The organism is Syntrophomonas curvata (genome assembly GCF_052976825.1).
The window spans coordinates 2,959,983-2,974,569 of record NZ_CM129641.1 but is presented as its reverse complement, the minus strand read 5'-3'; the positions used below and the strand labels follow the sequence as shown (position 1 = coordinate 2,974,569).

Sequence of the window (14,587 nt, the reverse complement as noted above, 5' to 3'; positions counted from 1 at the left end):
CAAAATGAAAGGCGTCGGGATAAAAACCGGTTGCTGTTTTGAGTGAAGGATGCATTTAATGTTCATACCACCTATAAAATTGGCGGAATCAGGGAATTATAAATACCAAAGCTATGGCAATGCCATTAACTAGAGGAGGGAGGAAGGAATTAAGGGCAAGAGCCCAGGAAGACATGTGAGAATTACATAAAATGCAATCAACAAATATGCCAGGAGAAAATCTAAGTTTATTAAGGGAGAGGTATTAATGCAAGTACAAGATATCATGACGCCGATACCTGTCGTATGTAAACATAGTCAGACTTTAAACGAAATTGCCCGCTATTTTCTGCAGTACGATGTCGATATACTTCCGGTTGTAGATATGAATAATAGCTTTATCGGCTATATAGATAAAAAGCAATTGTATAAGTCAATTGGCGAAGGTATTAATCCCGATACTCCGGTGCAAAAACTCATGATAAGCAATTTGATGTCAGTTGCTCCGGAAACGGAGTTGGAAGAAATCTATCCTCTAACCAACAGTATTATGCCGATTATTAAGGATAAAAAAATTCTGGGCATGATTACCCGGAAAGCGATTGTCAGCTATTCCAACCTGGATACGGGGAATATTTCCGGACAGACGGAGGAAGCGTTCAATGCAGTCTACAACGGCATTATTGCCATAGATAGAGAAGGTAAAATCCTTATTTTTAACAAGGCGGCCGAAGATTTATTCAATATCAGCCGCCCATCAGCTTTAAACCGGCCTTATCATGAAGTCTTTCCGGCGGGAAAGCTGCATCAGGTACTCGAGAATAAGAAAAGCGCGTCGAATCAGAAGTTCAACCATGACCACAAAACCTTATTGGCCATGAACAGCCCTATTATGGTTGCAGACCAAGTGATAGGCGCCGTTTCATCGATTCAGGATATATCAAAATTAGAGCATGTATCGGACGAACTTGAATATACCAAAAAGCTTAAAGCTGAAGTAGATGCGATTATAGAAGCTTCCTTTGACAGTATTTTTGTTACTGACGCCAAGGCCAATGTCTTAAGTATTAATGAAGCCTATACCAGAATAACCGGCATTAAAGCGGAAGATATCCTGGGCAAGAACATGTACGATCTGGTAGAAGAGGGCTGGTATGACTGTTCAGCCACGATTGAGGTAATAGAAACCCATAAACCGGTTACCTTTACCCAAAAGGTCAAAACCGGTAAAACCATAGTGGTTACCGGTAATCCGATTTTTAATGATAAAGGTGAACTGGTCCGGATACTCACCAATGGCCGTGATGTTACCGAATTAATGCAGCTCAAGCAGGAGGTGGAACAGGCCCATAGTTTACGCCGGCATTATGAAGAAGAACTGCAAAAGGTTAATATGAATTCCGGGGAAGTGGTAATAAATTCGCGTAAATCCCGTGAAATTATGGATTTGATAGTGCGTCTGGGCAAGGTTGATTCAACCGTAATTATCTATGGCGAATCGGGGGTGGGCAAAGAGGTATTTGCCCGGGAACTGCACAAGCATGGTTTGAGAAAAGATCGGCCTTTAATAAGTATAAATTGTGCCGCCATACCTGAGAGCTTACTGGAATCGGAATTGTTCGGTTATGAGGGCGGGGCTTTTTCCGGGGCTAAAAAGGGCGGGAAAATGGGCCTTTTTGAAATTGCCCATAAAGGCACGCTTTTCTTGGATGAAATCGGGGAAATACCAATACCCATCCAAACCAAATTACTGCGGGTTATTCAAGAAAAGGAGATATTACGGATTGGAGGAAGCAATTCCATAAGTATTGATGTCCGCATAATTACTGCCACTAACCGGAATTTAGCGGAGATGGTCAAAAAAAAGCAGTTCCGGCAAGATCTTTACTACCGCTTGAATGTGGTTCCCATTTATGTCCCTCCATTACGGGAGCGCAAGGAAGAAATACCTCCCCTGGCTTTAAAATTCCTGCGAATGTTTAACGACCAATATAATTTGCAAAAAAATTTAGATGAAAAACTGATTGATAAATTAATTAATTATGAATGGCCCGGCAATATCAGAGAGCTGAGGAATGTTATTGAACGGGCGGTAGTAACCTCGCCTGATACCGTCATAAGGAGCATTAAACTAGGCAGCGGCATCAATCAGGGTGAAAAAGAAATCAGTATTGAGAAGGAAAGTCCCCCCACGATTGATCTGCGGGGAAAAGTCGAAGCTTATGAACGGGAATTGATGGAGCATTATATCAAAATTTATAAAACCAGCCGTAAAGCGGCGAAAGCCCTGGGGGTAAGTCAAACTACGGTAATACGCAAAGCCGCGCAATATGGGATAAAATTTGAAAACCACGGGTGATTCTTAAAAGAATCGGGCGAAACGGAAACGACTCGCCCGATTCCTTGAGAATACGGCTATTCCATTATTGTTGAACCGTAAATGCAAATAATTTTAAAGAGGTTGTCCTCAAAGATGATTATTTAATGCTGTCAATATTAAATAAATATTCTGTAAAATCCCGCTGTTGCTGCGTTAAATAGGTTTCAGCCAAATAAAATTTTAGGTTGGCAGGTTTTTTGCACTTAAAGTTCATTGAGATTGCCAGGGGGTGAAGAACCTGGTACGAATCATTCAAAGGAGGAAAGATAATGGACTTTAAACTCAGCGAAGAACATGAAATGATCAGACAGTCGGTAAGAAATTTTGCAGAAGGAGTGCTAGCCCCGGGTGTAGTTGACCGAGATGAAAAAGAATACTTTGACCGTAATACTTTCGATCAGATGGGACAATTAGGACTCACGGGCATTCCCTTTGAAGAGAATTACAGCGGCGCCGGGATGGATTATGTCGCTTATGCCATTGCCGTAGAAGAACTGGGCCGGGTTGATCCGTCGGCAGCCGATACCCTTTCCACTCACGTAAGCCTGGGCAGTTGGCCGATTTTGGCTTATGGCAGCGAAGAACAAAAACAAAAATTCCTGGTGCCTATGGCTCAAGGGATTAAACAGGGGGGGTTTGGCCTTACCGAATCCAATGCGGGTTCCGATGCCCTGGCCATGAGCTGTAAAGCAGATCCGGACGGAGACAGCTATGTACTGAACGGAACAAAAATATTTATTACCAATGCCGGATCAGCCGATATATATGTAGTATTTGCGCGTACCGGTCCGAAAGAATTAAGAAGTAAGGCTTTCAGTGCTTTCATCGTGGAAAAAGGCACTCCCGGCTTCACCTTCGGAAAATTTGAAAAAAAGATGGGGCTAAGAGGCACCCAGAACTGTGACCTGGTCTTTGAGGATTGCAGAATACCTAAAGAGAATCTCCTGGGTAAAGAAGGAGAAGGCTTCAAGATCGCCATGCAGACCCTGGACGGCGGAAGGATAGGGATTGCCGCCCAATCAGTCGGTCTTGCTCAGGGCGCTTATGAAGCGGCACTGGCCTATGCCAAACAGAGAGTACAGTTTGGCAAACCTATTGCCAGCCTGCAGGCTATCCAATTCAAGCTGGCCGATATGGCCATAGAGATACAAGCATCAAGACTTTTAACCTATGAGGCCGCCTGGAGAAAGAGCCGGCAGCTTGACTATTCAACCGCTGCCGCCATCGCCAAAGTAAAAGCGTCGGAAACCGCTAATAAAGTAGCCAGCCAGGCGGTGCAGATTCATGGCGGCTATGGCTATACCCGTGAATTCCCGGTGGAGAGAATGATGCGCGATGCTAAAATTACTGAACTCTACGAAGGTACCAGCGAGATTCAGAGAGTCGTTATAAGCAACAGTATATTGCGTTAATAAATGATAGAAGGTGCGATTCATGAATTATGAGGATAAAATAAAGACCTGGGACTCCTTACAACCAGGTAATAGCGAAACTATGACCAAGACCATGACCGAGTCCGATGTCATGCTTTGGGTAGGCATTACCGGAGATATGAATCCGGTGCACATTGACAAAGAATATGGTAAAACCACCCGTTTTAAGGATGTAGTAGTGCCCGGTCTGTTAGTGGCCGGTCTTATATCAACCGCCGTAACCAAGGTTACTTTTGGCAATGTATACGCGATGCAGAATTTGAAATTTGTTAAACCGGTTTACATCGGCGATACTATTACGGCTACGGCAGTAATAAAGGAGAAGCTGGAAGAAAAACATATGGTACAGATAGAAACCACCTGTGTCAATCAAAAAGATGAGATAGTCATTGTTGGTGAAGGCAGGGAATATATACTCGGTTAACCCGGAATCATCCTGAAAAATGGCATGAAGCCTCCTGTGGTTATCACAGAAGGCTTCATTATTAATTTTGAACGTAAGCGCCAAATCCTACCCATGATCCGGAGCTGCATGGCTAATAATAATTTCCACAAATACCTTAAAAATGTATAATTAACACATGAATGACATGGGGGTGGAGAAATGGCTTATAAATACCTGTTGCTGGAGAAAGAAGATGGAATAGGGATACTCTATATCAACCGTCCTGATGCGATGAATGCTCTCAACACCAAAGTCCTGGAGGAAATCATGCAGGCCGCTGCCGCCGTCGGCAAAGATGATGAAATCCAGGTCTTAATAATTACCGGAGCGGGAGAAAGGGCCTTTGTGGCCGGGGCTGATATAAAAGAAATGCATGGCCTCACCGCTGTAAAGGGGCGTCAGTTCGGCTATACCGGACAGGAGGCCTTCCGTGCCATTGAAAAGTTGGAAAAGCCGGTTATCGCTGCTGTTAACGGCTTTGCCCTTGGCGGAGGATGCGAGCTGGCTATGGCAGCCGACATCCGGCTGGCTTCAGAAAAGGCTAAATTTGGTCAGCCGGAAGTGGGTTTGGGTATTACCCCGGGGTTTGGCGGAACCCAGCGGCTGGCTCGTCTGATCGGAGAAGGGCGGGCTATGGAGTTAATCTTTACCGCCAGTACCATAACAGCGGAAGAAGCTTACCGTATCGGGCTGGTCAACCATATTTATCCGGCTGCGACCCTGTTGGATGAAGCCCGGAAAATGGCTCGCAGAATTATGGTCAATGCGCCTCTGGCAGTTAAATACTCTAAAAGTGCCATCAACAAAGGCTTGCAGACTGACATCGAAACCGGCCTGGCGGTTGAAGCTGACCTTTTTGGAATCTGCTTCGCCACCGAAGACCAGAAAAATGGCATGGGAGCATTTCTTAATAAAGAAAAGGCCAGTTTCAAGGGATGTTAATCTGTAAAATAAATCAGGTATACAGTATAAAGGGCGTAATTGCCTTGTTTAGAATCCCGGAGGTGCTATAATAGGGGCTGCACAACTTAATACATAGTTCAAGGGCAAGGCGTCCTCCTGACCTTCATTGCACAATAAGGTCGGGAGGATGTTTTTCTGAGCAAAGATAATGTTGCACAATTATGCATGCGGTTGTATAATTATAAATATTTGCGGCGGCTATTTCCGCAGCGGATTACAAAGGAGGCCTCATGAATTGTATAAAATAGGAATAGTAGGCGACGGGTATACGGCCGCCGACCTTTTACGCTTGCTGGCCGGCCATGACGAAATGGAGGTAGTGTGCATACTATCCACCGAAAACGTGGGACGCAGGGTGGATGCGCTCTATCCCCAGCTTACCGGTTTTACCGATCTGGTATGTGAGGAAAGCAACCTGGACAACTTAATAGGCAGATGTGATGCCGTATTTCTGGCTCTGCCTCATGGGCTGTCCGCGGTTATGGCCATGGAACTGCTTCCCGCCGGAATTAAATGTGTAGACCTGGGGGCAGATTTCAGATTAAAAAATGCCGCTCTTTACGAGAGATATTACGATAAAATTCACGAAGCTCCCGAACTCTTGCAGGAAGCCGTATATGGTTTGCCTGAACTGTACCGGGAAAAAATAAGGGGAACCCGCCTGGTGGCAAACCCCGGTTGTTTTCCAACCGGAGCCATATTGCCGCTGGCACCGCTGCTGACCCAGGGATTGCTGCAGGCCGAGGGGATAATAGTGGACTCGAAGAGCGGAGTCTCGGGCGCCGGACGTACTCCAAAACAGAGCAGTCACTTCTGTGAAGTAAACGAGGGCATCCACCCGTACGGGGTGGGGACTCACCGCCACGGGCCGGAGATAGCTCAGGAGTTGGGCTTTGCCGCCGGCCGGCCGGTGGAGATGTTATTTACCCCCCATCTGGTACCGATGAACCGAGGAATTCTGACCACGATCTATGCCCGTGTGCAGCCGGGAGTAAAGGCAGAGGCGGTGCATGAGGTACTGGAGGAAAAGTATCGGGGGGAGAGTTTTGTGAAAATACTGCCGGACGGGGTCATGCCTCATACCAAATGGGTATATGGCAGCAATATTCTGCAGATTGGCATTTACGCCGATCGGGAAAAGGACAGGGTAATCCTGGTATCGGCATTGGATAACCTGACCAAGGGGGCCTCGGGGCAGGCCATTCAGAACCTGAACCTCATGCTGGGCATAACCGAAGGCAAAGGCCTTAACTTTCCCGGGGTACACCCGTAAAAATACACTACTGGAGGATAGCACAGTGAAAATCAGCGAAGGTGGAGTTACTGCTCCCCAGGGTTTTCTGGCCCAGGGAGTAGATGCAGAAATAAAGAAAAAGGACAGGAAAGACCTGGCCATCATATATTCAACGGTACCCTGCAATGCAGCCGGAGTTTATACCGGCAACCGGGTATGCGCTGCCTGCATTGACCTTAACCGGGAGCATTTGCAGGACGGAAAAGCCCAGGCGGTAGTGGTCAATAGCGGCAACGCCAATGCCTGCACCGGACCGCAGGGGATGATCGACGCCCGGCGTATGGCAGAGCTCAGTGCGGAATTGCTGAGCCTTAAACCTCAGGATGTAGTTGTAGCCTCAACCGGAGTAATTGGGGTAGCCATGCCCATGGAAAGGATCGAAGCCGGTATACGGCAGGCGGCTAAAGCTCTTTCTGTTAATGGCGGTCATAATGCCGCCCAGGCTATAATGACCACCGACCTTAAAAATAAAGAAATCGCAGTTGTTATTGAAATTCAGGGAGTGCCGGTACGTATCGGGGCCATGGCCAAGGGGTCGGGCATGATCCATCCCAATATGGCAACTATGCTGGCTTTTATCACCACCGATGCCGACATCAGCAGCCAATGTTTGCAAAAAGCCCTTAAGGATTCGGTCAACCGCTCTTACAATATGATCAGTGTTGACCGCGATACCTCCACCAATGACATGGCGGTGGTATTAGCCAATGGCTTGGCAGGCAACCCGGTTATTGACGATGAAAAGGGGGCAGACTATCAGCAATTTAAGGCCGCCCTGGATTATGCGAACATATACCTGGCCAAGATGATAGCCCGGGATGGGGAGGGCGCCAACCACCTGATTGAAGTCCAGGTAAAGCATGCGGCCGATGAGCAGACCGCCCGGCTCATAGCCCGTTCCATAACTGCCTCCAACCTGACCAAAGCGGCAGTATTCGGAAAAGATGCCAACTGGGGACGTATACTTTGCGCCGCCGGGTACTCGGGAGCCGATTTTGATGTGGATCGGACCGATATCTATCTGGGGGCGGAAAAGATGGCGGAGAATGGCATGGGACTGGTATTCGATGAAGAAAAGGCCCGGGCAGAGCTGGAACAGGAAAAAGTCGTTATAACCGTTGACCTGAAATCAGGCGGCGGTGAAGCCACGGCCTGGGGCTGCGACCTCTCCTACGAATACGTACGCATCAACGCCGACTACCGAACCTGATATCAGAGGATGAAATTTAATATAAAAAGCTCGAGGGGGATTGTGAGATGCTGGTATCGGCTATGGAAAAGGCGGAAATACTGGTCGAGGCGCTGCCTTACATAAAAGAGTTTTACGGCAAAAAGGTAGTAATAAAATACGGCGGCGCTGCCATGACTGATTGTGAATTGAAGCAAAAAGTCATGCAGGATATAGTGCTTATGAAATTTGTCGGCATGCATCCGGTAGTGGTTCACGGGGGAGGGCCGGAAATCAACCAGATGCTCAACCGGTTGAACATAGAAAGCCATTTTGTCGGCGGCCTCAGGGTAACCAGCCGGGAAATCATGGAGATAGTGGAGATGGTACTGGGGGGCAAAGTAAACAAGGAGATCGTATCTGGCATTACCGGTGCTGGAGGCAGAGCCGTCGGCATATCAGGCAAAGACGGCAATCTCATTGAGGCGCAGGCTATTAACCAGGGAGAAATGGGATTTGTGGGTGAAGTCACGTGCATAAACCCGCAGATAATTGAGACAGTAATAGAGAATGGCTACATTCCGGTTATTGCCCCTATAGGTCGGGGTCCCAATCATGAGAGCTATAATATCAACGCCGATTTGGCGGCATCAGCTATTGCCGTAGCCATAAAAGCCGATAAACTGGTATTGTTAACCGATGTACCCGGTTTACTGAAGGACCCTGAAGACAGTGAGTCGCTGATATCAGTACTCAGATTAAGTGAAGTGGATGAATATGTACAACAGGGTGTTATAGCCGGGGGGATGCTGCCCAAGGTCCAGTGCTGTATGGAATCAGTCCGAGGTGGAGTGGGGCGCACCCATATTATCGACGGGCGTTTGTCCCATTCCATACTGCTGGAAGTCTTTACTGACCAGGGTATAGGCACCATGGTGGTTAACGGGTAGCAGCAATGGGAGTGACACATCAGGCGTAAGGAGGATTTCATACCCCTTACTCTGATGTTTAATTAGCAAGGTCGGAAAGGGAGAGATAAGGTGATGACCAATAATGAAATCGCTGTCAAAGGTCAGGAATATGTGCTGAATAACTACGGGCGCTTCCCCATCGCTCCGGTCAAAGGCAAAGGCAGTTACCTCTGGGATGCCAACGGCAAACAATACCTGGACTTTGTGGGAGGTATTGCAGTATGTATTCTGGGGCACTGCCATGATGGACTTGTCAGTGCTCTGCAGGAACAATCGCGGCAGCTCTGGCATGTATCCAATCTTTACTGGATCAAGTCCCAGGTAGATCTGGCGGAAAAGCTGGCCAGTAATTCCGGTCTGGGTAAAGTTTTTTTCTGTAACAGCGGGGCGGAAGCCAATGAAGCGGCCATCAAGCTGGCCCGCAAATATTTTTACCGCCGGAAAGAGAGCCATAGGAACGAAATCATCGTATTCAATGATTCGTTTCATGGGCGTACCCTGGGTACCTTGGCGGCTACCGGGCAGGAGAAGTACCGGTTAGGTTTTGCCCCTCTGCCGGCAGGTTTTCAATATGCTGATTTTAATAATCTGTCCTCAGTGGAGCAACTGATAGATGAAAATACCTGTGCCATAATGGTGGAACCGGTACAGGGTGAAGGGGGAATAAAACCGGCCGATCCCGATTTTCTGCGGGGATTAAGAAAAATCTGTGACCGGGAAGGGATATTGCTTATCTGTGATGAAGTGCAATGCGGCATGGGGAGAACCGGGAAACTGTTCGCTTATCAGACCTACGGAGTAGTTCCGGATATTGTAACCATGGCCAAGGGTCTGGGGGGAGGGATGCCCATCGGGGCGATGATAGCCAGCGACAAAGCCGCTTCCGGCTTTGCTCCGGGAGATCATGCCTGCACCTTCGGCGGCAATCCCCTGTCTACCGCAGTCGGTAACCGGGTAATGGATATAGTTACCGGGGAAGGGTTCCTCGACCGGGTTAATGATCTGGGTAAATACCTGACTCGTGCTCTGCAAGGGATAAAGGACAGCCGGATAGTCAGCATAAGGGGGCGCGGCCTCATGCTGGGGGTAGAGTTTGACAGTGATGTCAGGGAACTGGTTAATATTTGCCTGCAAAAGGGATTGCTGGTGCTGGGAGCCGGAAACCGGGTACTGCGTATGGTACCCCCCCTGATTATAAATGAGACCGAAATCAATCAGGCGGTGAGTATAATCAAAGAAGCTCTGAAAGACTGGTAGGGATAAAGCTAAAAGGGAGGAATGGGATCTATGTTTGAGATAGGGGATATTTTACGGGGGCGTGACTTTATAAGCATTCATGACTTCACTAAGGAAGAGATTGAGTATATGCTCAAGGTGGGAGCGGAAATAAAGAAAATGCAGAAACAGGGCATTGTTCATCACTATCTGGCCGGCAAGACTCTGGGCATGATATTTCAGAAATCCTCCACCCGTACCCGGGTTGCCTTTGAGGTAGGTATGTACCAGCTGGGCGGACATGCGCTCTTCCTGAGCCCTAGAGATATCCAGCTGGGTCGGGGGGAGACTGTTAAGGATACGGCCCGGGTATTGGCCCGGATGCTGGATGGCATCATGATTCGCACCTTTGACCATGAGGAAGTGCTGGAACTGGCTCGCTGGGCGGACATTCCGGTGATAAACGGCCTGACTGACCTTCTCCATCCTACTCAGGTAATAGGAGACCTGATGACTATAAAGGAACATAAAGGTGAGCTCAAGGGTCTTAAACTGGCCTTTGTGGGGGATGGAAACAATGTAGCCCACTCCCTGCTCTTCGGCGGGGCCAAGGTGGGGATGGACGTGGTCATTGCCTCACCGGGGGGATACGAACCTGATGCCGGAATACTGGCAGCGGCACGTCGGGACGCGGCCCAGAGCGGAGCCGTCCTGTCAATAGTTAAAGACCCCCAAGAGGCCGTAGCCGGAGCTGATGTTATCTATACCGATGTATGGGCCAGTATGGGGCAGGAAGGCGAAGCTGAGGAAAAGGAAAAGCAATTCCTGGCCTATCAGGTAAACAGCCAACTCTTGACCCGGGCTAAAAAAGATGCCATTGTTCTGCACTGCCTGCCCGCCAAGCGGGGTAAAGAGATTACCGACGAAGTTATGGACGGCCCGCAATCAGCAGTCTTCGATGAGGCTGAGAACCGCCTCCACGCCCACAAGGCAATTATGGCCTTGACCATGTAGCCAGCGGTACTTGATTGACTTTATATAAGCTTTTGTTGGTTGATCTAAGGTTTAGTTCAGGAAGATAATTTTATACAAATCAGGAGGGTTTACTACGGATAAGATAATACTAGCCTATTCCGGGGGACTTGATACCTCGATCATAATACCCTGGTTAAAAGAGAACTATGGCTACGAGGTAATCGCTTTTTGTGCCGATCTGGGGCAGGGAGAGGAACTGGAACCGGTGCGGGAGAAGGCCATCAGATCCGGTGCTTCTAAAATATATGTGGAAAATCTGACGGCTGAATTCGTAACCGATTACTGCTGGCCGGTGCTTAAGGCGGGAGCCGTTTATGAGAAAAAATATCTCCTGGGGACCTCCTTTGCCCGTCCCCTGATTGCCAAGAAAATGGTGGAGATCGCAGCCCGGGAAGGGGCGGCAGCCATTTGCCACGGGGCTACCGGCAAGGGCAACGATCAGGTGCGCTTCGAACTGGGGATAAAGGCTTTAAACCCGAGTCTGAAAATAATCGCGCCCTGGCGGGAATGGAATATCCGTTCCCGTGAGGATGCTATTGAATATGCAGCCCGTCATGGTATTGAAGTGCCGGTTACCAAGGAGAAGATATACAGCCGTGACCGCAATTTGTGGCACATGTCCCACGAAGGCGGCATTCTGGAAGACCCGGGCCATGAACCCCCTGATGATGTTCTGGTTCTGACCGTTCCGCCGGAGAAGGCCCCTGATCAGCCTGCTTATATAGAGATAGGATTTGAACAGGGAATTCCGGTAGCCTTGGATGGCAGGCTTTATGGCCCGGTAGAACTGCTGAGCAGACTAAATGCTCTGGGCGGAGCTAACGGAGTAGGTATTGTAAGCATGGTGGAAAACCGCCTGGTAGGCATGAAATCCCGCGGTGTTTACGAAACCCCGGGCGGCACTGTCCTGCATACCGCTCATGACGAATTGGAACGGCTTACCCTGGATCGGCGCACGCTGCAGTTTAAAGAGCAAATGGCAACCAAATATGCTGAGCTGGTTTATGACGGCAACTGGTTCAGCAAGCTCAAGCAGGCTATGGATGCCTTTATTGACGAGACCCAGAAGACAGTTACGGGAACCGTCAGGCTCAAGCTCTACAAGGGAAGCTGCGGGGCCGTAGCTTCCAGCTCGCCGTATTCCTTGTACAATGAAGAACTGGCTACCTTCGGCGCCGACGAAATCTACAGCCACCAAGATGCCCAGGGCTTTATAAATCTGTTTGCCCTGCCTCTGACCGTGCAGGCCATGGTTAATCATAAATTGACAGGAAATTAATAGATAATTGGCAGATATGTTGAGAAAATAGAAGTAAATAGAAAGAGACGGGACAAAAATCCGGGCAGGGTAGGAAAATAGGCCTATCCTGCTTCTTTTTGCCGGAAAGCTGAACCAGGAAATAATAGCATTACTATAAAAACCTTTGCTAAGTGAACATAACGTTTTGTTTTTGCATGAAAAGGGCTGATTAAGGAATTATATATATTTGAAGCAGCACCCCCGGTTAAACTATAATAACTACAGCATATTGTATTTATAAATTTTTAAACCATATATATTGTGTTTTAGAGGAGGAAGCTGATGAGTTTAAACAGTATAAGGAAGCGTGACGGTCGCGTGGTTCCATTCGAGAGGGAAAAGATAGTCAGTGCTATTTATAAGGCGGCCCGGGCAGTAGGGGGCAGAGACTATGAAACGGCCGAAAGGCTGGCCGATAAAGTTATCGAACTGGCCGGCTACCACTATCTGGACAGCTACGAAATAGCTACGGTTGAGGAAATACAGGACCTGGTGGAAAAGGTTCTGGTTAAAAACGATCATTACAAGACGGCTAAAGCCTATATACTGTACCGCAAGCAGCATGAAGTGATAAGAGAGAGTCGGCAGCTGATCCAGAATACCGAAATCATAGAAAAATATTTGGATCGCAGCGACTGGCGGGTAAAAGAGAACTCCAATATGAACTTCAGCCTGCAGGGCATGAATTTTCACATTTCCTCCATAGTCACCAGCCAGTACTGGCTGAACCAGATATACAGCGAACAGATGAAGGAAGCCCAGCAAAACGGTGATTATCATATGCATGATCTGGGCATACTGGCGGTTTATTGTGTGGGCTGGGATTTGCAGGATTTAATCCGGGAAGGTTTTAAGGGTGCCCGGGGTAAAGTGGTAAGCAAGCCGGCCAAGCATTTCCGCACCGTTTTGGGGCAGATCGTAAACTTTTTCTATACCCTGCAGGGTGAAGCTGCCGGGGCTCAGGCATTTTCCAACTTCGATACCTTGCTGGCGCCCTTCATTTACTATGACAATCTGAATTATGAACAGGTAAAACAGAGCCTGCAGGAATTTATATTCAACGTCAACGTACCTACCCGGGTGGGTTTTCAAACTCCCTTTACCAATATTACCATGGATCTTAAAGTACCCGGGTATTTTAAAGACCAGAGCGTTATCATCGGCGGTAAATTTATGGACAAGACTTACGGGGAATTCCAGTCCGAAATGGATATGCTGAATCAGGCCTTCGCCGAAGTCATGATGGAGGGCGATGCCGAGGAGCGGGTATTCACCTTCCCTATCCCCACCTATAATATTACCCGGGACTTTGACTGGGACAGTCCCAAGTACGATAAAATTTGGGAAATGACAGCTAAATACGGCATACCCGGATTTGCCAACTATATTAATTCCGATATGGACCCCGAGGATGCCCGCAGCATGTGCTGCCGCCTGCGGCTGGACAACCGCGAGCTTAGGAAACGGGGGGGAGGGCTGTTCGGTTCCAATCCCCTGACCGGGTCGGTAGGGGTAGTAACTGTAAACATGCCCCGCATCGGCTACCTGGCCCGGGACAAGGAAGACTATTTCCACCGCCTGGCTGATATCATGGATTTGGCCAGCGACAGTCTGGAAATCAAGCGCAAGATACTGGAAAACCTAACCGATTCCGGACTCTATCCCTACTCCCAGTTTTACCTGCGGGGGGTAAAGGAAGCTACCGGCAAATACTGGATTAACCATTTCTCCACCATTGGGCTGGTGGGAATGAACGAATCCTGCTTAAATTTCCTGGGTCAGGACATCGGCAGTGAGGAGGGCTATCATTTTGCCCTGGAAGTTCTGGAATTTATGCGGGGACGGATACAGCAATACCAGGAGAAAACCGGCAGCCTGTATAACCTGGAGGCCACCCCGGCCGAGGGGGTAAGCTACAGCCTGCCCCAGAAGGACCGGGCACGTTTCCCCGATATCATTGTGGCTAATAACGAAGCGGTTAAAAACGAGGGGGCAGAGCCCTTCTATACCAATTCCACCTTCCTGCCGGTAGGTTATACCGACGACCTGTTCCTGGCCATGAAGATGCAGGATCCTCTGCAGGCCATGTATACCGGAGGTACCACCTTCCACATTTTCCTGGGAGAAGCAGTACCCGATATCAACTCGGTAAAAATATTGATCAAAAAGGCCTGTGAACAGTTTAAGATGCCCTACTTCTATATTTCGCCGACCTTCAGCATCTGCCCTCAGCACGGCTACCTGACCGGGCAGCACTTTACCTGCCCCAGCTGCGAGGCTGAAGGCAAGGAAACCTGTTGTGAGGTATACTCCCGGGTAGTGGGCTACCTGCGCCCGGTAGACCAGTGGAACGAAGGCAAGCAGGCTGAGTTTAAAAACCGGAGAACTTACAAAGTGGTGTAAA

General features: G+C 48.5%; 11 protein-coding genes. All 11 read left to right on the top strand.

Annotated features, from left to right (window positions below; genetic code table 11):
• The first annotated feature begins 247 nt into the window (after window positions 1-247).
• The 11 genes from ACU70B_RS13685 (at window position 248) to ACU70B_RS13635 (ending at window position 14,586) form a co-directional block, all read left to right on the top strand.
• A complete protein-coding gene (locus ACU70B_RS13685) occupies window positions 248-2,338 on the top strand; it encodes a sigma 54-interacting transcriptional regulator (protein WP_447184073.1) in 2,091 nt (696 codons plus the stop codon).
• Between the two features lie 290 nt (window positions 2,339-2,628).
• Window positions 2,629-3,771, top strand: coding sequence for an acyl-CoA dehydrogenase (locus ACU70B_RS13680; protein WP_447184072.1), 1,143 nt, complete (start codon window positions 2,629-2,631; stop codon window positions 3,769-3,771).
• 22 nt (window positions 3,772-3,793) lie between these two features.
• Complete coding sequence (locus tag ACU70B_RS13675) at window positions 3,794-4,216, top strand: MaoC family dehydratase (protein ID WP_447184071.1); 423 nt, start codon at window positions 3,794-3,796, stop codon at window positions 4,214-4,216.
• A gap of 180 nt (window positions 4,217-4,396) precedes the next feature.
• Window positions 4,397-5,179: an enoyl-CoA hydratase-related protein gene (locus ACU70B_RS13670; RefSeq protein ID WP_447184070.1), complete on the top strand. Its 783-nt coding sequence runs from the start codon at window positions 4,397-4,399 to the stop codon at window positions 5,177-5,179.
• Between the two features lie 256 nt (window positions 5,180-5,435).
• A complete protein-coding gene (gene argC, locus ACU70B_RS13665; RefSeq protein WP_447184069.1) occupies window positions 5,436-6,473 on the top strand; it encodes an N-acetyl-gamma-glutamyl-phosphate reductase in 1,038 nt (345 codons plus the stop codon).
• A gap of 25 nt (window positions 6,474-6,498) precedes the next feature.
• Window positions 6,499-7,704, top strand: a complete 1,206-nt coding sequence (gene argJ, locus ACU70B_RS13660) for a bifunctional glutamate N-acetyltransferase/amino-acid acetyltransferase ArgJ (RefSeq protein ID WP_447184068.1) — start codon at window positions 6,499-6,501, stop codon at window positions 7,702-7,704.
• Window positions 7,705-7,751: 47 nt separating this feature from the next.
• Complete coding sequence (gene argB, locus ACU70B_RS13655; RefSeq protein ID WP_447184067.1) at window positions 7,752-8,612, top strand: acetylglutamate kinase; 861 nt, start codon at window positions 7,752-7,754, stop codon at window positions 8,610-8,612.
• A 93-nt stretch (window positions 8,613-8,705) separates the two neighbouring features.
• Window positions 8,706-9,890: an aspartate aminotransferase family protein gene (locus ACU70B_RS13650; protein WP_447185786.1), complete on the top strand. Its 1,185-nt coding sequence runs from the start codon at window positions 8,706-8,708 to the stop codon at window positions 9,888-9,890.
• Between the two features lie 30 nt (window positions 9,891-9,920).
• Entirely contained in the window at window positions 9,921-10,862 is a 942-nt protein-coding gene (gene argF / locus ACU70B_RS13645) for an ornithine carbamoyltransferase (protein WP_447184066.1), read from the top strand.
• Between the two features lie 67 nt (window positions 10,863-10,929).
• Complete coding sequence (locus ACU70B_RS13640; protein ID WP_447185785.1) at window positions 10,930-12,162, top strand: argininosuccinate synthase; 1,233 nt, start codon at window positions 10,930-10,932, stop codon at window positions 12,160-12,162.
• Window positions 12,163-12,465: 303 nt separating this feature from the next.
• Window positions 12,466-14,586, top strand: a complete 2,121-nt coding sequence (locus tag ACU70B_RS13635; RefSeq protein ID WP_447184065.1) for a ribonucleoside triphosphate reductase — start codon at window positions 12,466-12,468, stop codon at window positions 14,584-14,586.
• Window position 14,587: the final 1 nt, after the last annotated feature.